Source organism: Pseudomonas sp. TR47, from assembly GCF_044143025.1.
In the GTDB taxonomy this organism is placed as follows: domain Bacteria; phylum Pseudomonadota; class Gammaproteobacteria; order Pseudomonadales; family Pseudomonadaceae; genus Aquipseudomonas; species Aquipseudomonas putida_E.
Window position 1 is genome coordinate 59808 of sequence record NZ_JBHFCS010000017.1, and the last position, 26672, is coordinate 86479.

Genomic DNA, 26672 nt, shown 5'->3' on the forward strand with positions numbered 1-26672 from the left:
CATGCGGCTGCTACTGGTTGAGGATGATACCGCTCTGGGTGAGGGGATCTGCGACGGGTTGCGCCAGGAGGGCTATACCCTCGACTGGTTGCGCGATGGCCTGAGCGGGCTGCATGCCCTGCAACACGAAGCATTCGACCTGGTGATCCTCGACCTCGGGCTGCCGCGGTTGGGTGGCATCGAGTTGCTGCGCCGGTTGAGGGCGGGGGGCGACAGCCTGCCGGTTCTGATCCTTACCGCGCGCGATGCAACCGAAGACCGCATCACTGGCCTGGATGCCGGCGCCGACGATTACCTGGTCAAGCCTTTCGACCTCAACGAGCTCAAGGCCCGCCTGCGCGCCTTGCTCAGGCGCAGCGCCGGGCGGGCCACGGTGCTCATCGAGCACGCGGGCGTGAGCCTGGACCCCGCCACTCAGCAGGTGCACTACAACGGTGTGCCTGTGGTACTGACGCCCAAGGAGTACCGGCTGCTGCACGAGTTGCTGGCGCAACCGGGCAAGGTGTTCACCCGTGAGCGGCTGACCCAGCTGCTGTATGGCTGGGACGAGGAGCCTGAGAGCAACACGCTGGAGGTGAACATCTATCACCTGCGCAAGAAGCTGTTCAACGGCCTGATCCGCACGGTGCGCGGTATCGGTTATCTGGTCGAGGGCAAGCTATGAGCTCACTGCGCCAGCGTACGCTGTGGCGGGTGATGGCGCTGATGCTGCTCGGCACCGGCTTGTTGGCGCTGTACAACTATCACGACAGCCGGCGCGAGATCAACGAAGTCTACGATGCCCACATGGCTCAGAATGCCCGGCTGTTGCAGGGGGTGATGAACCTGCCGGTGCAGGATGGCAACCGCGAAAAGCTTTATCGGGCGTTCAACGAGGCGCTGGGCAAGGCCGGACGCCATCGCGTGGGCCACCCCTATGAAAGCAAGCTGGCGTTCCAGGTATGGGGTGATGGAGCACGGCTGCTGGTGCACACGCCCAGTGCGCCGACGCTCGACCCACCGCCCACGGCCCCGGGCTTTTATGATTTCGCCAGCGGCGGCGAACAATGGCGCGGCTTCGTTCTACCGGTGCCCGAAAAGCAGTGGGTGATCTGGGTGGGTGAGCGCGACGATGTGCGTTACGACCTGATCGACCGCATCGTACGCCATACCCTGTTCCCGTTTCTGCTTGGCAGCCTGGGCCTGGCGCTGCTGGTCTGGGCAGCTATCGGCTGGGGATTGCGCCCGTTGCAGAACATGGCCGATGTGATTCGCGCGCGCCATGCCGACTCCCTCGAACCGCTGCAACTGGTGCCGTTGCCGACCGAGCTCGAGCCCATGCAGGCGGCCATCAACCGCCTGCTAGCGCAGATCGAGGACCTGCTGCGGCGCGAGCATCGCTTCATTGCCGACGCCGCCCATGAGATGCGCACCCCGCTGGCGATCCTGCGCCTGCATGCGCAAAACGCCCAGGCCGCCAGTACCGATGCCGAGCGCCAGAAAGCCCTGGGTTTTCTGATTGGCGGCGTGGACCGGCTGACTCGGGTGGTCAACCAGTTGCTGACCCTCGCCCGCGTCGAGCCGCGCCTCGGTCAGCGTCCCACCACCCTTGTCGACCTGGGTGAAGTGGTCACCGATGTGCTGGCGGATCTCACGCCCTGGATACTGGATCGCGGCCTGGAGCCTTCGCTGGATATCAGTGAAGGTGACCATGGCCTGATGATCGATGCCGGTGCGCTGGGCATCGCCTTGCAGAACCTGGTTTCCAATGCAGTGGAGCACTCACCGCCGGGCGGGCGCATCACCGTATCACTCAGGCGCCTGGCCAATCGCTTCGAACTGGTTGTCGAAGATGAAGGGCCGGGTATCGACGAGGCGAATCTTGGGCGGGTGTTCGAGCGCTTCTATAGCCGCAACAGCCCCAATGGAGCAGGGCTTGGCCTCTCGATCGTGGCTACCATCGTCGAGCGGATGGGCGGGCAGGTACGCCTTGAAAACAGGGCCAGTGGCGGGCTGGCAGCTACCCTGACGTTTGCGTTGCAGTAAGCAGCCAGCCAAAGAGGCCGCAACCCAGCACAACCAGCCAGGGGGGCATCTTCCAGAACATCAGGGCCACGAGGGCGGTCAGCGCAAAAGCGAAGTCCGATGGCTTGGCAATGGCGCTCGTCCAGACCGGGTGGTACAAGGCGGCTAACAGCAGCCCCACTACGCCTGCGTTTACACCACCCAGCGCGGCCTGGCTACGAGCGCTGTGCCGCAGTTTTTGCCAAAAGGGCAATACGCCGATCACCAGCAGGAAGGAGGGGGTGAAAATGGCGAGAATGCAGACAGTCGCGCCCACCCAGCCGGATGGCTGCACGCTCATGGACGCCCCCAAAAATGCTGCAAACGTGAAGAGGGGGCCGGGTACGGCCTGCGCCAAACCATAACCCGCCAGGAAGGTGTCATTGGCGACCCAGCCATTGGGTACTGTCGCCGACTGCAGCAGCGGCAGAACCACATGCCCGCCCCCGAAGACCAGTGAGCCTGCACTGTAGAAGGCGTTCACCATCGCCATGGCCTGCGACGGCCAGAAGTGGGCCATCAGCGGCAGGCCGAGCAACAGACCAAAGAACACTGTCAGCGCGATCAGGCCGGTTTTGCGGCTGACTGAAAACGGCAGTTTCTCCCCTGCTGGAGGCGGGGTGGACTTGAACAGCAGCAAGCCTGCGACGGCAGAACACACAATCACGCCTATCTGTCCCATTGCAGTGGGCCACACAAGCGCAGCGCAGGCGGCGAACAGGGCGATGGTCACGCGCGGACCATCGGTGCAAAGGCTGTGTGCCATGCCCCACACTGCCTGCGCGACAACAGCGACTGCGACGATCTTCAGGCCGTGCAGCAAACCACCAGAGACGGCTCCTCCCCATGCCCAGATGCCCTGAGCAAACAGAACCAGGATGATGGCCGATGGCAATGTGAAGCCTGCCCACGCTGCCACAGCGCCCGCTAAACCAGCGCGTGAGAGGCCCAGGCCTATGCCGACCTGGCTGCTCGCCGGCCCGGGAAGCAGCTGGCACAGGGCGACCAGCTCGGCATAACTGCGTTCACTGAGCCATTGGCGGCGGGTTACCAACGCTTCGCGAAAGTAGCCCAGGTGCGCAATGGGGCCACCGAAAGAGGTCAGCCCCAGGCGCAAGAACACCAGAAATACCGACCAGGCAGAGTCGCAAGAGGTCACGGCGCTGTTACTGCGTTCTGACAATGCAGGCTCCTTGAAGTATTGCCGTTGAGGTGCAAGAGGGTACGCAGATCAGAGCTTGCCTTCCGACCCGGTGTAACTGGCGCCTTGTAACTTGCCATTGGCATCGGCCAGGCATGACCATGGCGCTTGCGCGCCGGGTACCTGGATATTCACGCCGATGCCCGCTTCGCTGGTCAGCACTTCGATCACCGATAGCGTGTTGCGTGCCATACCGGTTATTTTCGCGACCTCGTCCAGGCAGGCATTGCGGGCCTTGGCAGTGCCGGGCACCGCCGCGGTGTTGGCACCCTGATCTGCTGAGCTGGCCGCTGTGGCGAACAACAACAGCACAGCACCAGCCAGGTAGTTGCGCTTCATGACGGTGACCTCGGTCGATAGGGCAGAGAAGAGAATAGCCGGTCAGGCAGGTATTTTTCGAGAATCGCTGCTGCCCGGCTACGCTTGCCAGAGCAATGGCTTACAGGAGGTAGCATGAGCAATTTCCCAATCGTCGCCACTGTCTTATCGATGATATTGGGTTTATCCGTCACCCGCCTGCTTCTGGGCGCGCTGACCGTCTTCCGCATTCGCCGCAGCGCTGCCCCCGATTGGGTTGCCCTGGTCTGGGCGGTCATGCTCTTCACCACACAGATGGATTTCTGGTGGGCGGTCAATACGCTGCCGCAAATAAGGGCGACCTTCTCGTTCCAGGAATTTTTGCTGCTGGTGCTGCTGGCGCTTTCGCTGTTCGTTTCCTCGGCGCTGATGTTGCCCAGCCGGAGCGAGGACGAACTCGAAGGGCTTCGCGTGTATTTCGAGCAGGATGGCCGATACGCGCTGCTGTTTCTGTCGGGCTATTACCTGCTTGGCTTCATCGTCAACGTTCTGTTGTTCGGCGTTTCGCCCATGGCGCTTTGGGGTGCCTTTGACGTGATCATGATCGTGATCCCGCTGTGTGTGTTTGCAGCCCGCTCGCGCAAGGCCTATGCCCTGCTGACCGTGGCATTCGTGCCTATCAATATTGCGGACCTGGTGATATCGCTACTGGCGTGACCGAGGGAAGGCCCCGGCTCATTCGGCCATGAACCCCGGCGGTGGCGGCGTCAGCTCGCCCAGCAGGCTTTTCAAACCGTCGCTCCATTGTTTGCGGATGTGGCTGTAGTAGGGGTCGTCTTGATGGATGCGCACCGGCTCCCTGGCCTTTAGGCTGTCCTTGCCATACACCAACAGGTCCAGTGGCATCCCGACCGACAGGTTGCTGCGGATGGTGGAGTCGAATGAGATCAAACCGCAGCGCAGTGCTTCGTCCAAGGGGGTGTCGTAGGTGAGGTTGCGGTCGAGAATCGGCCTGCCGTACTTGCTCTCGCCCAATTGCAGGAAGGGTGTGTCTGGCGTTGCCTGGAAGAAGTTGCCTTGGGCGTAGACGTTGTAGATGCCCATGGCGCTGCCCGCGATCTGGCCGCCCACCGTGAACGAGGCGCTCAGGTCGATCTGGGCCGTCAGCTTGCTGCGGTCACGGGTAATGACTTCGCGAAGGGTTTCGGCCACCAGCACCGTTGCATCGTAGAGCGTGCCGACGTTCAGCAGGTGGGTGCCGGTGCCTCGGCTGCGTTGTTCAAGCAGGTTGACCACCGATTGCGAGGTGGCAAGGTTGCCGGCGGTCTGCAGGACGATCAGCCGGTCCCCCGGCACGCTGAAAACGAACAGCTTGCGAAACGTGGATATCTGGTCGATACCGGCATTGGTGCGTGAGTCGCAGATGAATACCAGCCCGTCCGCCAAGTGCATAGCGACGCAGTAGGTCATGCTGTTTACCTTGTTCCTGGAATGGAGCGGCCCCGCCGCGCATGGCACGACGGGGCCCGCTTGAGTTGCGCCAGGTGATTACTGGCGGTGTACGTGGACGCTTGCCTGCATGGATTCGACGCCGCCACCGCGGCGCACGCCCCGGACCGGGCAGGCGTCGAGGTAATCCAGGCCTACCGCCAGCTTCAGATGCCGTTCGGGCCGGGTGAGGCGGTTGGTGACGTCGAAGCTGTACCAGGCTTCATCGATCCAGGCTTCGGCCCAGGCGTGGCTGGCCAGGTGGGTTTCGTCTTCGGTACACAGGTAGCCCGACACGTAGCGTGCCGGGATGCCGAGGCTGCGGGCGCAGGCCAGGAACGCGTGGGTATGGTCCTGGCACACCCCGGCACCGCCGGCAAATGACTCACTCGCGGTGGTGCCCACGGAGGTAGCACCTGGGCTGTAGGGCATATGGTCGGCCAGGCCTTGCATAAGTGCGGTCAGCGCGCCCCTGTCGCGGCGCTCGCCGCACTGCTGGGCGGCGAAGGCCATGAGTGCGTCACTGGCCTGGGTGAGGTGGCTGCTGCGCAGGAAAGGCAGGGGCGACTGGCCGCCGGCCTCGTGTTCGCAGTCCGGGTCGATTTCTACCTGGCCACTGGCGGTAAGGGCGAGGTGGCCATGGGGTTTTTCCAGGGTCAGTACGTGCAGGATATTGCCATACGGGTCGATCTGGCTGTTCACCTTGCAAGGCAGGTCCAGTTGCCATTCGAGGATGCGCTGACGCTCGCTGCTGCGCGGTGTCAGGCGCAGGAACTGGATGCTGTTGCACACGTCACTGGCATAGCTGTAGGTGGTGTCGTGGCGGATGGACAGTTTCATACGACCTCCAGATAGGAATTGTGGACGGTCTGGCCCAATTGATGGATGCGGCCGATGAAGTCGGTCAGCCACAGGTGCAGCCCGGCTTCGAGAATCTCGTCGATGGCGGTGTAGCGCAGTCGCGCGTTGAGTTCGGCAGCCATCCGTTGTGCAGGGCGGCCGGTAGTGCCAGGCAGGCCGGCGAGGATCTGGTCGAGCTCTTCGATGCACGCATGCAGCGAACGCGGCACGTCAACGCGCAGCAGCAACAGCTCCGACACCGGGCGTGCGCTGGGCGCATTGCGGTAGATTTCGTTGAACGCTTCGTAGGAGGTCAGTGCGCGCAACAAGGCGCTCCACTGGTAGTAACCCCTTGCAGAGTCGTCGCTGACTTCCTCGGAGGTTTCCCCGAACATTTCGTAGCGTGCATCGAGCAGGCGCAGGGTGTTGTCCGCCCGCTCAAGAAAGGTACCAAGGCGAATGAAGCTGTAGGCATCGTTGCGCATGATGGTGCCGGAGGTCGCGCCGCGGAACAGGTGGGAGCGTTCCTTGACCCAGTCGCAGAACTGGCTGATGCCATAGCGCCCAAGGCCATTGCTGGCGATGTTGCGCATTTCGATCCAGGTGGCGTTGATGTTTTCCCACATGTCGGCGGTTATTCGCCCGCGCACCGCATGCGCGTTGGTGCGCGCCGCCTGCAGGCAGCAATAGATGCTGCTGGGGTTGTTCGCGTCCAGCGCAAAGAAGTGCAGCATGCGCTCGGTGTCCAGCTCGGAGTGCTTGCGGATGTAATCGTCCAGCGTACCGGAGGCCAGCAGCGACATGGCAAGCTCCGCGTGGCCATCGGAGCGGCCGTCTTGCGGCATCAGCGACAGCGAGTAGCTGACCTCGAGCATGCGCGCGAGGTTTTCGGCGCGCTCCAGGTAGCGGGACATCCAGTACAGGTCGGAAGCGGTTCTCGAAAGCATGGCTCAGTCCTCCACCACCCAGGTGTCCTTGGTGCCGCCGCCCTGCGACGAGTTGACCACCAGCGAGCCTTCCTGCAGGGCAACGCGGGTCAGGCCGCCGGGCACCAGGCGCGTTTCGCTGCCTGACAGTACAAACGGGCGCAGGTCGATGTGGCGCGGCGCGATGCCGCTTTCAACGAAGGTCGGGCAGGTGGACAGGCACAGCGTGGGCTGGGCGATGTAGGCGTGCGGGCGCGCCTTGATGCGGGCGCGGAAATCCTCGATCTGCGCAGCGGTTGCGGCGGGGCCGACCAGCATGCCGTAGCCGCCGGAACCTTGGGTTTCCTTGACCACCAGCTCGGGCAGGTGCGCCAGGACGTGGGACAGGTCCTGCGGCTTGCGGCATTGCCAGGTGGGCACGTTCTTCAGGATCGGCTCCTCGCTCAGGTAAAAGCGGATCATCTCGTCAACGTAGGGGTAGATCGACTTGTCGTCGGCAACGCCTGTACCCACCGCGTTGGCCAGCACCACGTTGCCTGCCCGGTACACCGAGATCAGCCCAGGTACGCCCAGCATCGAATCAGGGTTGAACGACAGCGGGTCGAGGTATTCGTCATCCAGGCGGCGGTAGATCACGTCCACTTGCTGCGGGCCTGCGGTGGTGCGCATGTAGAGGTGGTCGTTGCGCACGAACAGGTCGGCGCCTTCGACCAGCTCGATGCCCATCTCCCGCGCCAGGAACGCATGCTCGAAGTAGGCGCTGTTGAAGCGCCCCGGGGTAAGCACCACGGCGGTCGGGTTGTCCAGCGGGCTGGCACTCTTGAGTGTGTCGAGCAGCAGGTTGGGGTAGTGGTCGATCGGGGCGATGCGCTGGGCGGCGAACAGTTCGGGGAACAGGCGCATCATCATCTTGCGGTCTTCGAGCATGTAGCTGACGCCGCTGGGCGTGCGCAGGTTGTCTTCCAGTACGTAATACGTACCATCACTGTCGCGTACCAGATCGACACCGGCGATATGCGCGTACAGCCCCCGGTGCAGGTTCAGGCCTTGCATGGCGACCTGGTAACCCTCGTTGGCCAGCACTTGCTCGGGCGGAATGATGCCTGCCTTGAGAATGCGCTGATCGTGGTAGATGTCCTGGAGGAACAGGTTCAGCGCCTGAACCCGCTGAATACACCCGCGTTCGACGATGCGCCATTCGCTGGCGCGGATGCTGCGCGGGATGATGTCGAAGGGGATCAGCCGCTCGGTGTCCTGCTGGTCACCGTACAGGGTGAAGGTGATACCGGCCCGGTGGAACAGCAGGTCGGCTTCGTGCCGGCGTTGTTCCAACAGTTCCAGCGGTGTGTTCGCCAGCCAGCGGGCGAACTCCTGATAGTGCGGGCGGCAACTTCCGTTTGCCTCATACATTTCGTTGAAAAAAGCCCGGGACATACCCACTCCTTGCCACGACTCGTCGGCAGTTTCGTTTCTCGCTTGCCAAGCGATCCACTGGAGCTTTGCAATGACAATGCCGGAACGGGCAGGGCGCAAGGGGCAGGAAGAAAAATGGCTCTGAAAAAGCGAGAGAGCGCTTTTTGATATCAATAAAACGACGGAATCAGGCGAATTGTCGGAGTTTTGCGTAGATCAGCCGCAGCGAAGGCAGGGGCTCACTGCATCAAATGGGTGCAGGACTTGGCTTGGTGAAAAAGTCGAACCAAATCAGGGCAAGCGATGAGTACGTAAGGCCAGCCGTGCCATCAGGCGGCGGCATGCACATGGTCGACGATCGTCACCCGGTTACGGCCCGATGCCTTGGCACGGTACATGGCCTTGTCGGCGCTGCTGAGCAACGCATCGAGTTCACTGGCGGGTGCTTTGGCGAAGGCCAGGCCTATGCTGGCGGTAACCGCGAATTGCGTGTCGACGTTCAGCATTGCGATCAGGGCCCGCAGGCGCTCGGCAATCTCGCTGGCAGTGACCAGAGGCGTATCGGGCAGCAGGATGGCGAACTCCTCGCCGCCCAGCCTGCCGGCGATGTCGTCGTCACGCAGGCTGGCGCTGATGGCTGCACCGATCCGTTGCAGCACCTGGTCGCCCGCCGCATGCCCGGCGGTATCGTTGATCTGTTTGAAATGATCGACGTCCAGCATCAGCACGGCTACATACGTCTGCCCCTCCTTGCACAAGGTGTGCTGCGCCAAGGCACAGTCAAAAAAGGCACGGCGATTGTTCAGACCGGTCAGTTCGTCCGTGCACGAGGCCACGATGGCAAGCCGGTGTGCGCGTTCCATTTCGTGCTTCAGGCGCCAGGCGGTCACCAGCGCTGAAGACAGGCTGTTCGTCGCATTGACGACGAACGAAGCGAACACCAGCACCGCCAGAGCGATCCCCTGCTGCAGCGCGGATGGCTGCAGCAGCAGCCAGCCGGTGCTGGGCAGCAGCACCAAAGCGATCGATACCAGGGTCATGTTGCGGTACGAGGAGTAACACGAGACTGCGCTGACAGACATGCCCACGGCAAACAGCATGATCAATGCCTGCCCCAGCAGGTCGTCGGCAGGCATCACAGCCAGTGCGCCCAAGCCCCAGACTGCCGCCGACAGCGCCAGGGTGGCCCAGTAGCGCCACTCCCAGCGTTCGGCCGTGCGCTGGTTGGCCGGTGCCCGCAGATAGGCGACGAACATGGCGGTGCGCAGGGCCGTCGACAGGCTCAATACCGTCATCCAGGCGGCCACTTTTTGCTGGTCGAAACGCTCCCAGCCCAACCAGCACAGCATTGCGGCAGCCAGGAAGCTGCCAAGCACAGCGGGCGCCGACTGGACGAACAGCTGGTGCAGGCGGTCCGTCCTTACACAGTGCGCTATTTCATCGCCAGGATTGAGCTCTGTCATGGCATTCGCCGCAATTCGTGATCGGTGGCGCATTGTGGCACTTTGCCTGCGCCCTGGAAAAGCGTTCTGGCGTTCACGCGGGATGCCCTCTGTTGTTGGCGTCAGTGCATACCCATTGGCAGCGCTTGTCTTGCCTGCCTCTTGTCGGGCCGTATGGGCAACATGGCAGACTGTAGCTGCTTTCCCACTGGATGCTCGAAACCAGTGCAGTGCGTGACGGGCCGATCCTCGACGATGCAGCCGTTGTCCAGCAGCACGACCCGCTGGCAGAAGTACTGCACCAGGCTCAGGTCATGGCTGATCAGCACGAAGGCGGTGCCGCTGCGCTGGCGTAACGCCTCCAGCTGCTGCAGGAGCTGTAACTGCAATACCCGATCCAGGTTCGACAACGCTTCGTCGAGCACCACCAGTTGCGGCGAGACGGCCAGCGCCCGGGCGATGTTGGCACGCTGCAACTGGCCGCCACTCAACTGCTGCGGCAGGCGCTGGGCATGCTCGGCGCGCAGGCCCATTGCCTCCAGCAGTTCAAGGGTGCGAGCTTGTCGGCCGGCTTCATCCAGGTCGGTGAGGTGGCGCAGCGGCTCGGCGATGCTCCAGCCGATGCTGCGCTGCGGGTTGAAAGCGCCGGGGGCGTCCTGGAACACCAGTTGCACGGTGCGCTGGAAGTCGCGCGCCTGCTCACCTCTTAGCTGGCTGACATCCTGCCCGGTAAAGCTCACCTGGCCCTGGGTGGGTTTTTCCAGCCCGAGCAGCAGCCGCGCCAGTGTGCTTTTGCCGCTGCCACTGCTGCCTAGCAGTCCGATGGACTCACCTGCGTGCAGGTGCAGGTCGATACTGTCGAGCACCTGCAGCCAGCCCCGTTTGCGCAACAGCCCCCCGGTGCGATAGCGATGGCCAACGTTGTGGACGTGCAGCAGGCTCATGGTTGGCTCCGGCAGAGTATCTGGTGGGCGTGGAGGAGGGTGCGGGCAGCGGCGCTGGCAGGGTTCTGGAAAAGCTCATGGACCGGCTGGCATTCGACGATGCGGCCGGCTTCCATCACCGCGACCTGGTCTGCGCAGCGCGCCACCACGCCCATGTCGTGAGTCACCAGCAACACCCCCAGCCCATGCACCTGCACCAGTTCCATCAGCAGGTCGAGAAAACGCGCCTGGCTCAGGGCATCGAGGTCACTTGTGGGTTCATCAGCCAAGAGGAACGGGGTTTCGGCCATGAGCGCCAGGGCGATCATCATCCGTTGCAGCATGCCCCCGCTGAGCTGAAAGGCGAACGCTTGCAGCACACGCTCACGGTCTGCCAGGCCCACCGCATCCAGGCAGTGGGCCATCCGCGCACGGGCTGCTGCACCGGTGACGCCGCGCTGCCTGAGCGTCTCCAGGCCGTGGCTGGCCATATTGCGCACCGGGTTGAAGGCGCTGCGCGGGTTTTGCAGTACCAGGCTGGCCAGGCGGCCACGGACACTGCTTGCAGCCAGCGGCTGGCCGTCGAGCAGCAGTTGCCCGTGGGTACGGGTAAGGCCTGGCGGCAGCAGGTCGAGCACACCCAGGCAACTGAGGGATTTGCCTGAGCCACTGGCACCGACCAACGTGCAGACTTCGCCGCGGCGCAGTTGCAAGTCAACGCCGTGCACCAGCACGCCGGCCTGAGCCTCGATGCGCAAGCCGCGGATTTCAAGTACCGAGGGGTTCATTCAATGGCGCTCCTGTGTGGGGTCGAGGCGGTCGCGCAGCGCATCGCCCAGCAGGTTGAAGGCCATCACCGAGAAGAAGATCATCAGCCCTGGCAACAGCAGCAGTTGCGGGTGCGTCCAGATGAATTCCTTGGCGTCGTTGATCATCACGCCCCATTCGGCGGTGGGCGGCGCCACCCCGAGGCCAAGGAACGACAGGCCGGAGACGTGCAGCATCATGTGGCCGATGTCCATGGTCGCCAGCACCAGCAATGGGCCGGCGATATTGGGCAGCACATGCTGGCGCAGCCGCGCCCAGCGTGAAGCGCCGGCCAGGCGTGAAGCCAGCACGTATTCGCGGCCGCGCTGGGCAATCACCAGGCCGCGCACCATGCGCGCATACCAGGCCCAGTGGGACAGGGCGATGGCGATGATCACGTTGCTAAGGCCGGTGCCCAGCAAGGTGACGAAGAAGAATGCCAGTACCAGCGTGGGGAAGGTCATGAACATGTCGCACAGGCGCATAAGCAACAGGTCGGTGCGCCCGCCGACGAACCCGGCCACGCCGCCGACCGCGAGCCCAAGCGCCAGCACCAGCGCCAGGGTCAGCATCACGCTGCCCAAGGACAGGCGCGTGCCGACGATCAGCCGCGAAAGCAGGTCGCGCCCGAGGTGGTCGGTGCCCAGCCAGTGGCTGGCGTCGGGCGCCTGCAGGCGCTGGCCGAGGTCGACCAGGTCGGGGTCATGCGGGGCAATCCAATGGCCGAACAGCGCCAGCGATGCCAGCAGGCCGACCAGGGCCAGGCCGATCATCAGGCTGGGGCGGCGCAGCAGCAATGGCTGGGGCAGGGCAGACTGCACACTCATGCGTTCACCCCTTCCAGCCGGCTGCGAGGATCAAGCCAGGCGTAGCAGACATCGACGATCAGGTTGCAGACCATCAGCAGACCGGTCAGTAGCAGGGTGAAGCACTGCATCACCGGGAAGTCGCGGTTCAGCACTGCAGACACCGCAAAACGGCCAACGCCGGGCCAGGCGAAGATGGTCTCGATCACCAGTGCGCCACCGATCAGTTCGCCGATGTGCATGCCGGTGGCCGTCACCAGCGGCAACCAGGCATTGCGCAGGATATGGTCGCGCCAGACGTGCCGTTCGGGCAGGCCGCGGGCACGGGCATAGGTGACGTGGCGCTGCCCGCCGGCTTCCAGCAGGCTGGCACGCAGCAGGCGGGCGTTGATCGACATCGACATCAGGGCGATGGCCAGCACCGGCATAACCAGGTGCCCGGCCCCCCCACGCCCCAGCGGCGGCAGCCAGCCCAGCCACAGCGAAAACAGCGCGATCAGCAGAAACGCCAGCCAGAAATTGGGCATGGACACCCCCAGGAACGTCACTGCCCGCACGGCGTGGTCAGGCCAGCGCCCTTGCCAGCGGGCCGCCAACAGCCCCAAGGGTATCGACAGCAGCAGCGTGCAGGCCAACGCCAGGCCGCCGAGTTGCAGGGTGGCGGGGAGGTAGTAGAGCAGGTCATCAAGCACTGGGCGGCCGGTGATATAGGAGATGCCGAAGTCCAGATGCACGGCGTTCCACAGCCAACTCAGGTATTGCGCATACAGCGGGCGATCCAGCCCCAGGGTATGGCGCACCTCGGCGATGGCTGCGTCGGTCGGTGGGATGTGCGAAAGCCGGAGGTAGTCCAGCGCCGGGTCGGTGCTGCCCAGGTGCAGCAGCACGAACACCAGCAACGAAACGCCAAGCATGACCGGTACAAGCAGCGCCAGGCGCAACAGGATGTAGCGCAACATGTCAGTCTTCCTGTTTGGGTGTCATGGTTTCGAACGGCACATCGAACAACGTGCTGCCGAACTGGACCTTGGCCACCGAGTCTCGGCGCACGCTGATGGCCGTGAGATGCGAGATGGGCAGGTAGACGGCCTGTTCGTGCAGGGTGGTGAGGATGAAGCGGTACTGCTCGGCACGCTGCTGCTCATCCGTGCTGGCCAGCACCTGGCCTATGCGCTTGTCCAGTTCGTCCTTGATTGCCAACCCACGCTGAGCCATGTAGTCGGCATGGCCGGCGTAGCGCATGGAACTGACGAACGAATGCGGGTCGTAGGGCGTACCCCAGGTGTCAGCGAAGATCATGCCGAAGTCGCCGTCGCGCTGGCGCCGCACCAGCGCCCCTTCCTCAACCGCACGCAGGTCGATGCGGATGCCGATTTTCGCCAGCTCGCCCTGCAGCACTTCGGCCAGGCTCTTCTGCAAGGCGCTGGTGCCGAGGAACACCAGCTCGATGGCCAATGGTTGGCCGCCTTTGCTGCGCACTGAAGCGCCTGGCGCCAAGGTCCACCCGGCAGCGTCGAGCGCACTGGCGGCCAGCGCAGGGTCATACGGGTAGGGCTTGAGGCCGATATCGGCGTAGGGCATGTTGCTGGCGAACAGGGTGTCTGCGCGGGGCTCAAGGCCGTAGAGGATCTTGTCGATGATGGCTTGCTTGTCCACCGCCTCGTTGATCGCCTGGCGTACCGCCAGATCACGGGTAGCGCCACGGCCGGTGTTCATCGCCAGGGTGCGGGTGGCCAGCGGTGCCGACAGTGCGGTGGCAAAGCCCTGGTCACGCAGGCGTACGAACGTGCCGGCCGTGATTTCGCCGGCAGCGCCCTGGATCAGCTCGACTTCGCCGGCCTGCAGGGCCAGTGCGCGGCTGTTGGGGTCTGGGATGACCTTGACCATGACCTCGCCGTAGGCCGGCTTTGGCCCCCAATAATGAGGGTTGCGCACGAAGCGGTCGTATTCGCCCAGGCGCGATTCGGCGCGCATCCACGGGCCGGTCCCGGCGGGTTGGCCGGGTTTTGCCTGAGGCGAGGCAAAGCGTAAGGGGCGAACCTGGGCCAGTTCCATCAGCGTCGGGTAGTAGGGGTGCTTGAGGACCAGGCGCAGGGTCAGGCGTTCAGGTGCTTCAACGTGGTCCAGGGTGGTCACCAGCTCCATCCAGCGGTGGCGCTGAGCGTTGGCCAGCACTGCATCGAGGTTGGCTTTGGCCGCAGGCGCGTCGAAGGGTGTGCCATCACTGAAGCGCACGCCGTCACGAAGCGTGAACGTGTAGGTCTTGCCGTCATCGGAAACCTGCCAGGCCTCAGCCAGCCAAGGCTCCAGCGTACCTGCGGCGGTATAGCGCACCAGGGGCTCATAGACCATGGCCTGGGCGTACATCTGGTTCGGGGAGTAGCCACGCGGGTCGAGCGGCCCGGCATTCACAGGCCATGAGTACACCAGCCTTGGCCCTTGCTCGGCGGCGCTGCTGGCCGGCGCAACAGTGCACGCAGCAAGAAAAAGGATGCCCAAGAGGGCGGGCTTTCGTTTACCTGGCTGCTGCTTCACACTGCGTTCCCCACTTTCACGGAGGCCGTAGGCTAAAGCGCGGTGGGTATGATGTCTACGTGAAATCATCTTACCGGAAGTTACAGAATGCAACGAATCACCATCACGCTGGATGAAGAGCTGCTCGACGTCATCGATCGGCGGGTGGCGAGCCAAGGCTACCAGGGCCGTTCGGAGGCCATTCGCGACCTGTTGCGTGCGGGCATGCGCGAGTCTGAAGCATTGCCGGACGATGCCGCCTGCGTGGCCGTGGTCAGCTACCTGTACGACCACAGCACCCGCGAACTGCCCAGGCGGCTCAACCAGACCCTGCATGCCCACCACGATCTGACCCGGTCCACCCTGCACGTGCACCTGGACGCCGGCCACTGCCTGGAGGTCTCGGTGCTGCAGGGCGAAAGCGGCCGTATTGGCGAGCTGTCTCGCCAATTGATGGTCGAACGTGGGGTGGAACATGGCCAGGTGCAGGTGATGCCGGCGCCGGGCCAGGCGAAGGTGCGCTGAGGGTCCAGATCGTTGCCCCATGGCCAATGACAGGCAGTCGGCGCCTCAGAGCAGAATGTAGTCGCTGTATTGACGCAGCCCGCCATGCGCACCTTCGATCAAGTGCACATAACGCCCGCCCACCAGGTCGACTGGCAGGCAATCGTCTACCTCAAGCACTGCGTCGGTATGCGGCTTGAGCCAGCCTGCCTGCATGCGTTGCTTGCCCAGTTGCTTGGCCTGGGCCTTGTCCCTGGCCACTACCAGCAGGTAGCGGTGCGCCTCCCCAAACACCTGCGGCTCGTAACCGCCCAGGTTGATGAAAAACAGCCGCGGATCATCCGGGCCTGGCGCCAGTTGGCTGAACGCGACACGGTAGTGATCGATACCGTCGACCTCCAGCCACGAGTCGATGTGCAGGCCTGCACGGCTGCCGAACCAGCCCTCGCGCAGTTGCGGGTACGCCTGCTGCAGTGAGTCCGCCTGCGCGAACAGCACGTCGTGCACCTCGATACTGGCCCGTGGGTGGCGGCCACCGAGCATGACTACGTACAGCATGAGCAATTCCTTCAGGTGGCGGAAGACGCCGTATTCTGCGGGTTATGGCGTCTGTCGACCACCGTCTCTTTAGGCGCCTTTACCTGGCGGCTCTGGCGCCGCATGCGACGCCAGGCCCATCAGTAACGCCACTGCACAGCGACTTCCAGGCTGCGCGGCTCACCCAGGTAGTACTGGGTATTGCTCTGGTGGATGAAGCGGGCGTAAACCTCGTCGGTGAGGTTGCGCAACCGTGCGCTGAGCTGCACATGCTTGTCCAGGTCGTGGGTCATGGACAGCCCGTATAGGGTGTAGGACGGCACCCAGGCGGTGTTGGCGGTATTGGCGTACACCGAGGCCACGTAGCGGGCGTCGGCACCCACTTGCCAGCCCGGCGCCAGGTCGTAGGTCAGCCAGAGGTTGGCCACGCGGTCGGGGATGTTCACCGGGTTCTTGCCCTTGCGCGAATACACCACACCGCCAATGGTCTCGTTGAACTCGTCGTACTCGGCATTCACCCAACTGAAGTTACCGGCCGCCAGCAGCTTGGGCGTGACCTTGAACGACGCCGCCAGCTCGATACCGGTGGAGGTCTGCTGGCCTGCCTGCTCGGTGGTGTTGGGCACGGTCGAAGAGGGCACCGAGATGTTCTTGCGCACGATGCGATAGGCCGCTGCGGTGGCCGAGCCGCGGCCGTCGAGGAAGTCGAACTTGCTGCCCACCTCGACCTGGCGGCCGGTGCTCAGGTCGAAGTCACCGACCTGGCTGATCGACGCACTGGTCAGCGTGCCTCCTGGTGGTTCGGCCGAGGTGCTGTACTGGGTATAGAGGCTGACGTGCGGGGTCAGGTCGTAGACCAGGCCCAGGCGACCAGTGACCGCGTCCCAGCGCCGGTCGAGTTTCGAGCGTGCGACATGGTCGACAACGTCGAAGTCGATGTGGTCGTAGCGCAAGGCGGTGATCAGCGACAACTGGTCGGTCAGGCGCGTGCGGTTCTCGACGAAGCCCGAGGAGGTGTCGGTGGTCGTGCTGCGGCCTTTGCTGCGCGGTGCGTCCATGCCGGGGATGTCGAGGAAGTCACCGGGCTCGAAGCCGTTCGGGTTGACGGTGTCGAAGGCCCCTTTGGACAGCGGATAGTTGGTTTGCTGGTTGTGGTTGTAGTCAACGCCAAATGCCCAGTCGCTGGCCAGGCCGAACAGTTGGCCTTGGTGGGTCAGCTCCAGGCGGTTGCCATTGACCTCCTGGTCGTGACGTTGGCGGTAGCCCCCGGAGCGGGCAATGGCGCTGTTGTCGGCGTTGTAGCGGTACACCTCGAGGTTGCGGTAATCGCGCTGGCCGTCGTAGTGGTAGAACGTATTGCGCAACTGGGTGGTGTCGTCGAAACGGTAGTCGGTGATCGAGCGCAGCCAGCGGGTGCGCTGCTCGTAGCGGCCGTCTTCGACGTTGTAGTTGTTGAAGCGGTTGCCTTTGTCAATGTGCAAGGTCCCTGTCAGCGGTTGCAACACTGGCGTACCCCAGTAGGGGCTGTCTTCCTTTTCTTCCAGGTATTCAAGTGCAAGGGTGTGCGACAACTGGTCGTTGATGTCACTGAGCAGCGAGAAGGCCAGGTTGCCGGCACCGTTCTCTTGGCGGTCGATATAGCCGTTGGTGTGGGTGCGGCTGTAGTCGAGCCGCGCATAGTGGCGTGGGCCGTCGCCACTGTTGAGCGCCTTGTTGAAGCCTACTGCGGTTTCCCAAGTGTCATAGCGGCCATAGCTGACCCGGCCTTCGAAGGTGTCCTCATCGCGGTTGGCCAACTTGGTGATCACGTTGAGGCTGCCACCCACGGCGCCACTGCCGTTGAGGAACGACGACGGGCCACCCAGCAGTTCGACGCGGTCATAGATCCAGGCACCGACCGGGCGTGCCGCTGCGCCGTACTGCAGGTTGATGCCGTTGAACAGCTGGCTGACCTGGGCACCGTTGAAGCCCCGGTACGCCACATAACCGCCCCAGCCGGGCGGCGCCGACGCATTCACCCCTGGCAGTGCGTTGGCGGCGTCCTGGAAGTTGCGCGCGCCGATACGCTCCATCGTCTCGCGGTCGGCCACACTGACCGAAGCAGGGTTTTCACGGGCGCTGAGGTTCAGGCGCGAGCCGCTTTCGATGGGGGTATCAAGGTTCAGGCCGGTGGCCTGTTTCGGTTGGTCGGCGCTGGCCGTCACGTTGCTGGCAGGCAGTGTCAGGGTTTGATCCTGCGCCCACGCGCAGGTTGCGCTGCCAACGAGCAGCGCCAAAGTGGTCATGCGGAACATGCAAGGCTTCCTGGCTGAAATAGATTAACGCCCGCCGCAGGCGATGCCGCGGCGTGGCGATGTCAGAGCACGGGAAGTGGGGCGGGTGAGGCGCGGGGGTTGACTAACGGCCAGCGGTGTTTGGGCAGGCGCGGCGGCGGTTGCCTGGGCAAGGGTGTGCGCGACTCGCCTGCGAGCAGGGCCAGCAGGCCGAAGAAGGCGGCAAGCAGGCTGGCGCAAAACAGGCTGGTGATCACACAGTCGGCGCCGGTGGGCGGCATCGGGTCGGTGATGTCCTGGTCACCCTTGAATGCACCGCTGCTGTCGGCGGCGCACCAAGCGGCGTCGTCCAGGCCGCTGAGGCGCAGCCCGGCCATCTGCCCATGCCCCATTGCGCAGAGCAACGAGCCGAACAGGATGCTGAAGTACAGCATCCAGGCAACCAGTGCTTTTTCGGGGCGGGCCAGGTTCAAGGGCAGCTCGGGGACGGGTGAGGGGATGAGAACGCGATTCTAACGGTTTTGCAGTATCTGAAAAGAGGTGTGTGCACACAAAGGGCACTGGATAAACGCTGCATCGTTTCATCTGCTGAACGCGGCTCGGGCACGGAAGGATAAATATATAAAAGTCCAAAACCTGTACAAGAAGCTATTCTTGTATAGGATTTAGCGAGCCTGACGTTTGCAAATGCCCCCGCGCAGGTGATGCCTGCCTTATGGAGTACACGCCATGAATCTGCACAACCTGACGGAGCTGGCAGCAGCCGGTGACGTTAAAGAACTTGAGCTGCTGTCGCTGGAAGGCGGCTTTTACATCCTGCGGGCGCTGACTGACGCCGGGCCGCTCACGCTCAGCGATGCAAACGGCCAGGCGGTGCGCTTTCGCTCGACCACCGAGCTGCGACAACTGCTGGCCGATCTGCCGCCTGTGCCGTGCATGCTGGTGCAACAGGTGGTGCATGACGAGATGTGCGGGCAGCGCAACGGCCCTGTCGAGCCCCTGCGTGTGCCGGTGACGCTGGCCAGCCAGTGGTAGACCGTGCATTGCGCCTGGGCCTGGTGCTGGGGGATCAACTGTCGTTCGACCTGGCAAGCCTCGCCGCGCTGGACCCTGCACACGACGTGATCCTGATGGCGGAAGTGCAGGGCGAGGCGCGCTACGTGCCGCATCATCCGCAAAAGATCGTGCTCATTTTCAGCGCCATGCGCCATTTTGCCCAGGCGCTGCGTGAACGCGGCTGGCGGGTGGAGTATGTGGAGCTGAACGCACCCGGCAACAGCGGCAGCATTGCTGGTGAACTGCGACGGTGGCAGCAGGCGCTGGGTGCGACGCACATTCACCTGACCGAGTGTGGCGAATGGCGCCTGGAGCAGGCTTTGAATGACGCCGGCTTACCACTGGTATGGCATCGCGATACACGGTTTCTTTGCTCGCGCGATGCTTTCGCACGCTGGGCAAAAGACCGTCGCCAATTGCGTATGGAGCACTTTTACCGCGGCATGCGCAAGCGTTGCGGCCTTCTGCTGGAGCCCGATGGCAGCCCGGTGGGTGGCACCTGGAACCTGGATGGTGACAACCGCAAACCCTTGCCACGGGGGCTGCGCGGACCGTTCCCGGCGCGCTTTGCCCAGGACGAAATCACCACGGCGGTCGTGGCGCTGGTCGGCGAATGCTTCAGTGACCATTACGGGGCGGTAGAAGGGTTCGACTATCCCGTGACCCATGAACAGGCCCAGCAGCTCTGGGAACATTTTCTCGAGTTTGGCCTGGCCGCGTTCGGCGACTACCAGGACGCCATGGCCGAAGGCGAGCCGTTCCTGTTCCATGCGCGTATCAGTGCGGCCCTGAACATCGGGTTGCTGGATGTGCGGCGGTTGTGCGAAGACGTGGACAATGCGTGGCGTGAGGCGCGGATACCGCTCAACGCGGCTGAAGGTTTCATCCGCCAGCTGATCGGCTGGCGCGAGTATGTGCGCGGCATCTATTGGCTACGCATGCCTGAGTATGCCGGGCTCAATTACCTGGGCAACGACCGTGCGTTGCCGGAATTCTACTGGACCGGGCATACCCGCATGCGCTGCATGGAGCAGGCCATCGGCCAGACCCTGCAGTTGGGCTATGCACACCACATTCAGCGGCTGATGGTCACGGGCAACTTCGCACTGCTCGCCGGCATTGTGCCCAGCGCGATATGCGAGTGGTACCTGGCCGTGTACATGGATGCCTTCGACTGGGTGGAACTGCCCAACACGCTCGGCATGGTGATGCACGCTGACGGCGGCTACCTGGGGTCCAAACCGTATTGCGCCAGTGGCCGTTACATCCAGCGCATGTCCGACCACTGCAAGGCCTGCAGCTACAAGGTCGAGCATGCGGTAGAGGAGGATGCCTGCCCATTCAACGCGCTGTACTGGCACTTCATCATCCGTCATCGTCACCTATTGGCTGGCAACCCCCGCCTGGCATTGGTCTATCGCAGCCTTGACGGCATGTCGGTTGCCAGGCGCGAGGGCGTGTGGGCGCGTGGCGAAGCCTTGTTGGCCCGCCTCGACAGTGGTCAGAGCCTATGAAATAACCGTTCGATAAGCGACCACTTTTCCCTGATCTGCAGATACCGCCAAGCAGCCATCATGCACATTTGTGATTCTCTTTGGCCAACCGCTCGGCGCAAACCTGAAACCCGCCGCTCTCGATAAGGTGTTCACGCTTGAAACTTCATCAGCTCAAGGCGCTCGTTGCCATTCACCAGGGGGGAAGCATTCTCGAGGCCTCCAAAATCTTGCACATCACGCAACCTGCCCTGAGCCGCTCGATCAAGGAACTGGAGCGGGAGTTGGGGTTCACCCTCTTGCAGCGTTCGTACAAGGGCATGGCGTTGACCGATGAGGGCAAGCGCATCATCCGCCATGCCAACCTGGTGGTGGAGAGTATCCGCCGTTTGCAGATCGAGGCGGCAAGCATTCAGGATGCCGCATTGGGGGCGGTGTCGATCGGCGTCACCTCGCTGACGGCGATGCTTGACGGGGTGGATGAAAGCATTCTGGCGTTTCGGCGCAAGTACCCGCGGGTGAAAATCACAATCACCGATCTGCGTCCCAGCCAGATCCTGCAACGCCTGCGCGACGGTAGCCTGGACTTTGCCATCACCTCCCAGCAACCCTTGAGCCGTCTCAATCTGGATTGGGAGGCAGTGGGCAGCATCAAGGGCAAGGTGATCTGCCATGCGTCCAACCAGCAGAAGTTTTCCCAGTCACTGCGTTCGCTGCAATACGCCAACTGGATCAGCCTGGACGAGCTGACCGATCAGGCATCGCAGTTTCACCAGTTGTTCGAGGTCAACGGCCTGCGCGTGCCGCAGAGCGCGGTGGAGTGCACGTCGATAATGATGGCCCTCAAGCTCCTGAAGAACACGGAGTCGCTGATGACCATCAGTGAACTGGCCGTAAACGATGCCTTCACCTTCGCTACCCGGCCGGAGTTCATTCAAGTGGCGGTGCAGGAGCTGGTACCAGACTATCCAATCAATCTCGTCTGCATCGACCGTGATAGCCTCACGGCCCCCGCTCAGGAACTCTTCCACAGCTTGCGCGCAAGAGTCCTCAAGACGCTGCCGCGGGACGTTTCAGAAGTGGTAGTACATGCCTAGTGAAATATTGCTTGGGTCATCTCCCACCTGATCAACCGGAGTGCCTGCGTAGGTCACCGATGACGCGCCTTGGTTGGCGATCACACCCAGGCGCGCATAGGCGGCCCAGCGCGGGTTGAAGAAGTGGTCGTAGCCAAGCACTACCCCCAGCGCGTCCTTTTCGCGGGCCGATACCGTCCGCTGGACCACCGCCAGCCTGAGCACGTCAAGCTTGCCCACCGGGGCCATCAGGCCGAAGGTGTACACGGTGGTAGTGGGTGTGCCCGCTTGGTCTACATCCTGGCGTTGCCAGGTCAGGCTGGTGGCCAGTGGGCCGAAATCATAGAACGCCGACAGGCTTGTGTAGTGGTTGGCAGTCTGGCGAGAGCTGCCACCATCGTCCCATGGGTCGCTGTAATACAGGTTGTAAGACCCCAGCAGCATCACACGGCTATTTCGGTACTGCAGCTTCGCACCGCCACCACGCACCGTACGCCCCTGGCTGGCGACATCATCGAAGCCGAAGCTCAAGGCCGTTGCCAGGCTGAAGCCGTTCATGCTCGGGCTGGTGTAGGCCAGGGTGTGCTTGGGCCGCAGGTCGAGATAGTAGGCGCCTTTGCCGGCCGCAGGTATGGACAGAAACGTATACGGTGAGCCGTATGCCGCCAGAAACGGGTCGGCGTAGGTCGGGGTCCCCACCCCGTAGGTTTTGCCGAACTCAAGCCTGCCCAGGCTCCGCGAGCGCAGGGCGAGCGTTGCCAGGCGCAGCGTGCCGATGTTGTCCCAGGTCCCTTCCAGGGCCTTGCCGTTCAGATTGAAGCCTTCTTCGACGTCCAGTTCCAGCACCGTATCGGGATCAAGTGCCTTTCGGGCATACACCCCGAGTTTGTTGGTCCAGGCGCCGCCGCCCGCCATTTGGAAACCTGAGTGGTGCTGAGAGTCGTGGTAGCTGGCGAACGCATCCACGGTACCGTAGATCTTCAGCTTGTCATCGAACCCCTGATCCACCCCGTAGTAACCGAACCCGGAGGCTAGCCGGTTGAGGGTAGGGAAGCCCTCGGCCTGTGCCTGCATGGCAAGACAAAGCCCTTGGCTCATCAACAGCAACGACACAGTGCGAGTGATGCAAGTATTCATTCACGACTCCAGGCACGGGATGCGGTCGCGCTAGATTCGATGAACAGCAGGTTGCAGCGTGATTGCTTGTTTGGCCAACGTATGTCTTTTGGTTAATAAGGTGGGCGGGATCTCGCTGGGCCGGGAAAAGTTGCCCGCAAAGCTGCTACATGGCAGTGACCAATGTTTGTTTCCATCCCCCTGAGTGGCCAACTTCGATGACCCCTATCGGGGCACAAGGACGATGCCAGGGCATCTGTGCGCCATCCCAAGGCAAAGCGGCCACGTCAGCGCCCGGTCAATTAACCATTGGTTAGTTCATTGCCAAAACTGCAAGTGTGTTGGCTGCGCGATTGGCTGATAGTCACTGCATGCCGTGATTCGCCATCGGAGATAACAATGAACAGACCGCTACCTGCACCTACGATCCTGGAGGCCGGCTCAAAGCATCACGCGCAGGCATCGTCCTCACGCAGAACCCTGATAGCGTGCTCACTGGGCAACGCCCTGGAGATGTACGACTTCACCATCTACAGCTTCTTCGCGGTGCTGATCGGCCGGCACTTCTTCCCTTCAGAGTCGGCACTGGCCTCGCTCCTGATGTCGCTGGCAACCTTTGGTGTGGGCTTTTTGATGCGGCCAGTGGGGGGCATCATCATCGGCCGCTACGCCGACAGGCATGGCCGCAAAGCCGCCTTGAGCCTGACGATCGGCCTGATGACGTTGGGCACTGCCTTGATCGCCTTCGCGCCTACGTATTCGCAGGTCGGTATCTTTGCAACGTTCATGCTGGTCGCCGGTCGGCTGATTCAGGGGGTGTCGGCAGGTGGCGAGGTCGGTACCGCATCGGTTTATCTGATGGAGTCCAGTACTGCCTCCAAGCGATGCCAGAGCGTGAGCTGGCAGGCGGCCAGCCAGGGTTATGCCGCGCTGGTCGGGGCGGGGTTCGGGTTCAGCCTGAGCCAGTTGCTGGACCCGGCCAGCCTCGAAAGCTGGGGCTGGCGCATTCCATTCATTTTCGGCCTGTTGATCGGCCCGGTAGGCTTGTATATCCGCAACCGTCTACCAGAAACCCACGAGGCCGCGGCGGCACAGGAGGGCAGGCAGCCGCTGGACCCGGAGTTGCTCAAACGCATCGGCCTGGGCATCGGCCTGATGGCCAGTTCTACCATCGGCATGTACCTGTTCGTGTTTTACATGCCCACCTACCTGACCACCGCCATGCACTACCCGCAAAGCAGTGCCATGGCGATCGCCGGCATCAGCAGCGGCTGCATGGCGATCATATGCCCGCTGGCCGGCAAGTTCGCCGACAAATACCAGCTCAGGAAACGCCTGCTGGTCTGGACCATTCTCGCGCCCGTGGTGTTGACGCTGCCGGTGTTCTACGTGCTTGGGCACGTCGAGCACATGGGCCTGGCAATGATGTGTGTCGCGGCGTTGATTCTGCCCACTTGCATAGGCGCCGGAGCGTACTTCGCGTTGATCATGGAAGGCTTCCCCAAGGCGCAGCGTGCCTTTGGCACCTCGGTCAGCTACAGCCTGGGGGTGACACTTTTCGGCGGGTTTTCGCCACTGATCGCTACCTGGCTGATTGCTGCAATGGGCACGCCATTGGCACCGGCCTACTACCTGTTGGTGGGTGGCGCGGTAAGCCTGGTCTGCCTCAAGTACTTCCCTGAAAACAAAGGATGCGAGTGACATGGGTACCTTCGAGCGAAATCAAACCCCGCAGTCGGCTGAAGAGCTGGACACGTTCATCAGGATCCGCCGCCAGATCCATGCGGCGCCAGAGCTCGGCGGCGACACGCCTGACACGGCTGCCCTGGTGGCTGAAAAGCTGCAGGCCTGGGGCTATGAGGTGCACCGTAATGTGGGCGGGCACGGCCTGGTAGGTGTGCTTAAAGTGGGCGACAGCCCCCGCAGCATCGGGCTACGGGCAGACATGGACGCTCTGACCATGAGCGAGAAGAACCCCTTCGAGCACGCCAGCAAGATCCCCGGGCGCATGCATGCCTGTGGCCATGACGGGCATACCGCGATCCTGCTGGCGGCGGCTTCGCGATTGGCTGCGACGCGAAACTTCAACGGTACCTTGAACCTGATCTTCCAGCCCGACGAAGAAGGTTTGGCCGGCGCCAAGGCCATGATCGACGACGGTCTGTTCGAGCGTTTTCCGTGTGATTCGGTGTATGCGCTGCACAACATGCCAGGCATGCCGGTGGGCACTTGCGTGGTGCAGAGCGGGCCGACCATGGCGTCTTCCCAGCGCGTGAGCATTCGCATTTGCGGCAGAGGTGGGCATGGCGCGATGCCGGAGCTTGCGGTGGACCCCATCTCGGCCCTCAATAGCCTGATCAGTGCCATCCAGACCATCAAGTCGCGCAACCTGAGCGTTGAAGAGTACGCGGTCATCAGTATCGGCATGATCCAGGCGGGCACGGTCTACAACATCATTCCCGATGAAGCGAGCATGTTGCTCAGCGTGCGCACCGATACGCCCGAAACCCAGTTGAAGATAAACCAGCGTATCGAGGCGCTGGTCAAGGGGCATGCCGAGAGCTTTGGGGTAGAGATCGCGCTGGACTTCACCCAGCTGGCGCCTGCGCTGAGCAACAGCGATGCGCAAAGCGCACAGCTGCGTGAAAGCCTGCGCCCTTTGTTTGCCGAGGGGCAGATGCTGGCGCGGATGCCCAAGAAGGTGATGGGCACTGAAGACTTCGCCTACATGCTCCAGGCGCGACCGGGGTGCTACTTCATGTTGGGTAACGGCACAGGTGAGTTCCACGGTTGCTCGGTACATAACCCGCACTATGACTTCAACGATGCACTGGTGAAGATCGGCTCCGATTGTTGGGTGAAGTGGGTCGAGGATTATCTGAGTTGACGGGGCGCAGGCTACGTAGCCTGCTCACGGCGATAGGCATAGGTTTCGGCGAAGCGCGACAGCATGTAGGCACTGCACGAAACCGGCGGGTATTTGGGCGGGTTGTCGGGGCTGGAGCAGTTGGGCAGGCAACTGATCATCGTGTCCGGGTGCGGTTCGGCAAAGAACGGCATCGAGTAGCGGTGCGCGCCCTGCGGGCTGACCACCCGGTGGGGCGTTGAGGTGTACCTGTCGTTGCTCCACCGCGCCATCATGTCGCCGATGTTGACTACATAGGTGCCCTCGATCGGTGGCGCATCGATCCACTGGCCATCCACACTCTGCACCTGCAGGCCGCCGGTGCTGTCCTGGTACAACAAGGTCACGCATCCGTAGTCGGTGTGCGCGCCGGCGCCTTGCTGGTCGGTGCTGCTGGCGGCCTGGCGCGGCGGGTAGTGGATCATGCGAAACACACTGATGGGGTTGGCGAAGCGCTGATCGAAGAAGTCGTGCTCGATACCCAACGCCTGTGCCATCGCCCGCAGCAGGGTCAGGGACAAGGCGTGCATGTCCTGGTAATGCGCTTGCAGCAGCGCCTCCCACCCGGCAATGGCGGGATGCCGATTGGGACCGCGCAGCGGTTTTTTCGCGAGCACGTCGGGATGATCCGGGGCCATGTGAAAGCCCATGTCGAAGGTTTCCTTCAGGTCGCTTGGCCGGTTCGGGTCCAGCTGCTCGGTGGCGATGGCGCCGTAGCCGCGATGGTGCTCGCTCTGGGTGATGTCGATGCGCAGCTTTTCTTCGGCCGGGCAGGCGAAGAACTGTTCGGCGGCCGCTTTCAGTTCGCCAATGCGTGTGGCCGGGATGGGGTGCCCCTTGATGTAGTAGAAGCCCCACTGCCGGCAGGCGGCGTCGATCTGGCGGGCTACGGCCAGGCGTGCGGCAGGATCGTTCTGGTACAGCGGGCTGATATCGATGATCGGCAGGGTGTTCATGAATGGCTCCGTGAAATGGCGGTGCAAGCGGGAGCGGCTGGCGCTCCCACCCGGCG

26 protein-coding genes are annotated in these 26672 nt (G+C 62.9%); 9 read left to right on the forward strand and 17 right to left on the reverse strand.

Annotated features, from left to right (window positions below; genetic code table 11):
- The first annotated feature begins 1 nt into the window (after position 1).
- Positions 2-664 carry a response regulator gene (locus ACEWE8_RS17925; RefSeq protein ID WP_046785834.1) on the forward strand — a complete coding sequence of 221 codons (663 nt, stop codon included), beginning with the start codon at positions 2-4 and terminating at the stop codon, positions 662-664.
- Positions 661-2025 carry a sensor histidine kinase gene (locus ACEWE8_RS17930; RefSeq protein ID WP_046785835.1) on the forward strand — a complete coding sequence of 455 codons (1365 nt, stop codon included), beginning with the start codon at positions 661-663 and terminating at the stop codon, positions 2023-2025. The genes ACEWE8_RS17925 and ACEWE8_RS17930 overlap by 4 nt, the downstream gene beginning before the upstream one ends.
- Here ACEWE8_RS17930 and chrA read toward each other — a convergent pair.
- Both chrA and ACEWE8_RS17940 read right to left on the reverse strand, forming a co-directional pair.
- Positions 2000-3226, reverse strand: a complete 1227-nt coding sequence (gene chrA, locus ACEWE8_RS17935) for a chromate efflux transporter (RefSeq protein WP_046785836.1) — start codon at positions 3224-3226, stop codon at positions 2000-2002. The genes ACEWE8_RS17930 and chrA overlap by 26 nt on opposite strands.
- A gap of 48 nt (positions 3227-3274) precedes the next feature.
- On the reverse strand, positions 3275-3583 hold the full coding sequence (locus ACEWE8_RS17940; protein ID WP_052750418.1) for a hypothetical protein: 309 nt from the start codon (positions 3581-3583) through the stop codon (positions 3275-3277).
- Between the two features lie 114 nt (positions 3584-3697).
- On the opposite strand from ACEWE8_RS17940, the gene ACEWE8_RS17945 reads away from it, so the two are divergent.
- Positions 3698-4258: a hypothetical protein gene (locus ACEWE8_RS17945; protein ID WP_046785837.1), complete on the forward strand. Its 561-nt coding sequence runs from the start codon at positions 3698-3700 to the stop codon at positions 4256-4258.
- Between the two features lie 18 nt (positions 4259-4276).
- Here ACEWE8_RS17945 and ACEWE8_RS17950 read toward each other — a convergent pair whose 3' ends face one another.
- From ACEWE8_RS17950 to nikA, 10 genes are all read right to left on the reverse strand, one after another.
- Positions 4277-5011, reverse strand: coding sequence for a peptidase (locus tag ACEWE8_RS17950; protein ID WP_046785838.1), 735 nt, complete (start codon positions 5009-5011; stop codon positions 4277-4279).
- Between the two features lie 78 nt (positions 5012-5089).
- Positions 5090-5869, reverse strand: a complete 780-nt coding sequence (locus ACEWE8_RS17955; protein ID WP_046785839.1) for a transglutaminase family protein — start codon at positions 5867-5869, stop codon at positions 5090-5092.
- Positions 5866-6816, reverse strand: a complete 951-nt coding sequence (locus ACEWE8_RS17960; RefSeq protein WP_046785840.1) for an alpha-E domain-containing protein — start codon at positions 6814-6816, stop codon at positions 5866-5868. The genes ACEWE8_RS17955 and ACEWE8_RS17960 overlap by 4 nt, the downstream gene beginning before the upstream one ends.
- A 3-nt stretch (positions 6817-6819) precedes the next feature.
- On the reverse strand, positions 6820-8229 hold the full coding sequence (locus ACEWE8_RS17965) for a circularly permuted type 2 ATP-grasp protein (RefSeq protein ID WP_012314860.1): 1410 nt from the start codon (positions 8227-8229) through the stop codon (positions 6820-6822).
- Positions 8230-8537: 308 nt separating this feature from the next.
- Positions 8538-9584, reverse strand: a complete 1047-nt coding sequence (locus tag ACEWE8_RS17970) for a diguanylate cyclase (protein WP_046786381.1) — start codon at positions 9582-9584, stop codon at positions 8538-8540.
- A gap of 188 nt (positions 9585-9772) precedes the next feature.
- Positions 9773-10594 (reverse strand): nickel import ATP-binding protein NikE, encoded by an 822-nt coding sequence (gene nikE / locus ACEWE8_RS17975; RefSeq protein WP_046785841.1) that lies wholly within the window; start codon positions 10592-10594, stop codon positions 9773-9775.
- Positions 10591-11361 carry a nickel import ATP-binding protein NikD gene (gene nikD / locus ACEWE8_RS17980; RefSeq protein ID WP_046785842.1) on the reverse strand — a complete coding sequence of 257 codons (771 nt, stop codon included), beginning with the start codon at positions 11359-11361 and terminating at the stop codon, positions 10591-10593. Before nikD ends, nikE begins: the two co-directional genes overlap by 4 nt.
- Positions 11362-12207: a nickel ABC transporter permease subunit NikC gene (gene nikC, locus ACEWE8_RS17985; protein ID WP_046785843.1), complete on the reverse strand. Its 846-nt coding sequence runs from the start codon at positions 12205-12207 to the stop codon at positions 11362-11364.
- Positions 12204-13145 carry a nickel ABC transporter permease subunit NikB gene (gene nikB, locus ACEWE8_RS17990; protein ID WP_046785844.1) on the reverse strand — a complete coding sequence of 314 codons (942 nt, stop codon included), beginning with the start codon at positions 13143-13145 and terminating at the stop codon, positions 12204-12206. The genes nikC and nikB overlap by 4 nt, the downstream gene beginning before the upstream one ends.
- Position 13146: 1 nt before the next feature.
- Positions 13147-14721 (reverse strand): nickel ABC transporter substrate-binding protein, encoded by a 1575-nt coding sequence (nikA, locus tag ACEWE8_RS17995; protein WP_046785845.1) that lies wholly within the window; start codon positions 14719-14721, stop codon positions 13147-13149.
- An 87-nt stretch (positions 14722-14808) separates the two neighbouring features.
- Here nikA and nikR point away from each other — a divergent pair, with 87 nt between their 5' ends.
- Entirely contained in the window at positions 14809-15225 is a 417-nt protein-coding gene (gene nikR, locus ACEWE8_RS18000) for a nickel-responsive transcriptional regulator NikR (protein ID WP_012314853.1), read from the forward strand.
- 45 nt (positions 15226-15270) lie between these two features.
- On the opposite strand, the gene ACEWE8_RS18005 is transcribed toward nikR, so the two are convergent.
- The 3 genes from ACEWE8_RS18005 to ACEWE8_RS18015 all read right to left on the reverse strand — a co-directional run bounded on the left by ACEWE8_RS18005 (position 15271) and on the right by ACEWE8_RS18015 (position 18448).
- Complete coding sequence (locus tag ACEWE8_RS18005) at positions 15271-15762, reverse strand: DUF1543 domain-containing protein (protein ID WP_046785846.1); 492 nt, start codon at positions 15760-15762, stop codon at positions 15271-15273.
- Positions 15763-15881: 119 nt separating this feature from the next.
- Positions 15882-18035: a TonB-dependent siderophore receptor gene (locus tag ACEWE8_RS18010; RefSeq protein WP_046785847.1), complete on the reverse strand. Its 2154-nt coding sequence runs from the start codon at positions 18033-18035 to the stop codon at positions 15882-15884.
- Between the two features lie 62 nt (positions 18036-18097).
- On the reverse strand, positions 18098-18448 hold the full coding sequence (locus ACEWE8_RS18015; RefSeq protein ID WP_144415465.1) for a DUF2946 family protein: 351 nt from the start codon (positions 18446-18448) through the stop codon (positions 18098-18100).
- A gap of 295 nt (positions 18449-18743) precedes the next feature.
- On the opposite strand from ACEWE8_RS18015, the gene ACEWE8_RS18020 reads away from it, so the two are divergent.
- The 3 genes from ACEWE8_RS18020 (at position 18744) to ACEWE8_RS18030 (ending at position 21660) form a co-directional block, all read left to right on the forward strand.
- The gene (locus ACEWE8_RS18020) at positions 18744-19049 is read left to right on the forward strand and encodes a DUF6482 family protein (RefSeq protein WP_046785849.1); all 306 of its coding nucleotides are present in this window, start codon (positions 18744-18746) and stop codon (positions 19047-19049) included.
- A gap of 8 nt (positions 19050-19057) precedes the next feature.
- The gene (locus ACEWE8_RS18025) at positions 19058-20584 is read left to right on the forward strand and encodes a cryptochrome/photolyase family protein (protein WP_046786382.1); all 1527 of its coding nucleotides are present in this window, start codon (positions 19058-19060) and stop codon (positions 20582-20584) included.
- 137 nt (positions 20585-20721) lie between these two features.
- Entirely contained in the window at positions 20722-21660 is a 939-nt protein-coding gene (locus tag ACEWE8_RS18030; RefSeq protein ID WP_012314847.1) for a LysR family transcriptional regulator, read from the forward strand.
- On the opposite strand, the gene ACEWE8_RS18035 is transcribed toward ACEWE8_RS18030, so the two are convergent.
- A complete protein-coding gene (locus tag ACEWE8_RS18035; RefSeq protein WP_046785850.1) occupies positions 21637-22776 on the reverse strand; it encodes a porin in 1140 nt (379 codons plus the stop codon). The genes ACEWE8_RS18030 and ACEWE8_RS18035 overlap by 24 nt on opposite strands.
- 378 nt (positions 22777-23154) lie before the next feature.
- On the opposite strand from ACEWE8_RS18035, the gene ACEWE8_RS18040 reads away from it, so the two are divergent.
- Entirely contained in the window at positions 23155-24456 is a 1302-nt protein-coding gene (locus tag ACEWE8_RS18040; RefSeq protein WP_046785851.1) for an MFS transporter, read from the forward strand.
- Position 24457: 1 nt separating this feature from the next.
- Entirely contained in the window at positions 24458-25642 is a 1185-nt protein-coding gene (locus tag ACEWE8_RS18045) for a M20 aminoacylase family protein (RefSeq protein WP_046785852.1), read from the forward strand.
- An 11-nt stretch (positions 25643-25653) separates the two neighbouring features.
- Here the strand turns inward: ACEWE8_RS18045 and ACEWE8_RS18050 are convergent, their stop codons facing one another.
- Positions 25654-26616, reverse strand: a complete 963-nt coding sequence (locus ACEWE8_RS18050) for a 2-oxoglutarate and iron-dependent oxygenase domain-containing protein (RefSeq protein WP_046785853.1) — start codon at positions 26614-26616, stop codon at positions 25654-25656.
- Positions 26617-26672 lie beyond the last annotated feature (56 nt).

Coding starts and splice junctions, on each gene's coding strand:
- ACEWE8_RS17950 (WP_046785838.1), bottom strand. CDS start 5,011: ATGACCTACTGCGTCGCTATGCACTTGGCGGACGGGCTGGTATTCATC.
- ACEWE8_RS18005 (WP_046785846.1), bottom strand. CDS start 15,762: ATGCTGTACGTAGTCATGCTCGGTGGCCGCCACCCACGGGCCAGTATC.
- ACEWE8_RS17960 (WP_046785840.1), bottom strand. CDS start 6,816: ATGCTTTCGAGAACCGCTTCCGACCTGTACTGGATGTCCCGCTACCTG.
- ACEWE8_RS17940 (WP_052750418.1), bottom strand. CDS start 3,583: ATGAAGCGCAACTACCTGGCTGGTGCTGTGCTGTTGTTGTTCGCCACA.
- nikB (WP_046785844.1), bottom strand. CDS start 13,145: ATGTTGCGCTACATCCTGTTGCGCCTGGCGCTGCTTGTACCGGTCATG.
- ACEWE8_RS17925 (WP_046785834.1), top strand. CDS start 2: ATGCGGCTGCTACTGGTTGAGGATGATACCGCTCTGGGTGAGGGGATC.
- ACEWE8_RS18035 (WP_046785850.1), bottom strand. CDS start 22,776: ATGAATACTTGCATCACTCGCACTGTGTCGTTGCTGTTGATGAGCCAA.
- ACEWE8_RS18040 (WP_046785851.1), top strand. CDS start 23,155: ATGAACAGACCGCTACCTGCACCTACGATCCTGGAGGCCGGCTCAAAG.
- nikC (WP_046785843.1), bottom strand. CDS start 12,207: ATGAGTGTGCAGTCTGCCCTGCCCCAGCCATTGCTGCTGCGCCGCCCC.
- ACEWE8_RS18015 (WP_144415465.1), bottom strand. CDS start 18,448: ATGCTGTACTTCAGCATCCTGTTCGGCTCGTTGCTCTGCGCAATGGGG.
- ACEWE8_RS18045 (WP_046785852.1), top strand. CDS start 24,458: ATGGGTACCTTCGAGCGAAATCAAACCCCGCAGTCGGCTGAAGAGCTG.
- ACEWE8_RS17955 (WP_046785839.1), bottom strand. CDS start 5,869: ATGAAACTGTCCATCCGCCACGACACCACCTACAGCTATGCCAGTGAC.
- ACEWE8_RS17930 (WP_046785835.1), top strand. CDS start 661: ATGAGCTCACTGCGCCAGCGTACGCTGTGGCGGGTGATGGCGCTGATG.
- ACEWE8_RS18010 (WP_046785847.1), bottom strand. CDS start 18,035: ATGTTCCGCATGACCACTTTGGCGCTGCTCGTTGGCAGCGCAACCTGC.
- ACEWE8_RS17945 (WP_046785837.1), top strand. CDS start 3,698: ATGAGCAATTTCCCAATCGTCGCCACTGTCTTATCGATGATATTGGGT.
- ACEWE8_RS18020 (WP_046785849.1), top strand. CDS start 18,744: ATGAATCTGCACAACCTGACGGAGCTGGCAGCAGCCGGTGACGTTAAA.
- ACEWE8_RS18050 (WP_046785853.1), bottom strand. CDS start 26,616: ATGAACACCCTGCCGATCATCGATATCAGCCCGCTGTACCAGAACGAT.
- nikR (WP_012314853.1), top strand. CDS start 14,809: ATGCAACGAATCACCATCACGCTGGATGAAGAGCTGCTCGACGTCATC.
- ACEWE8_RS17965 (WP_012314860.1), bottom strand. CDS start 8,229: ATGTCCCGGGCTTTTTTCAACGAAATGTATGAGGCAAACGGAAGTTGC.
- nikD (WP_046785842.1), bottom strand. CDS start 11,361: ATGAACCCCTCGGTACTTGAAATCCGCGGCTTGCGCATCGAGGCTCAG.
- nikE (WP_046785841.1), bottom strand. CDS start 10,594: ATGAGCCTGCTGCACGTCCACAACGTTGGCCATCGCTATCGCACCGGG.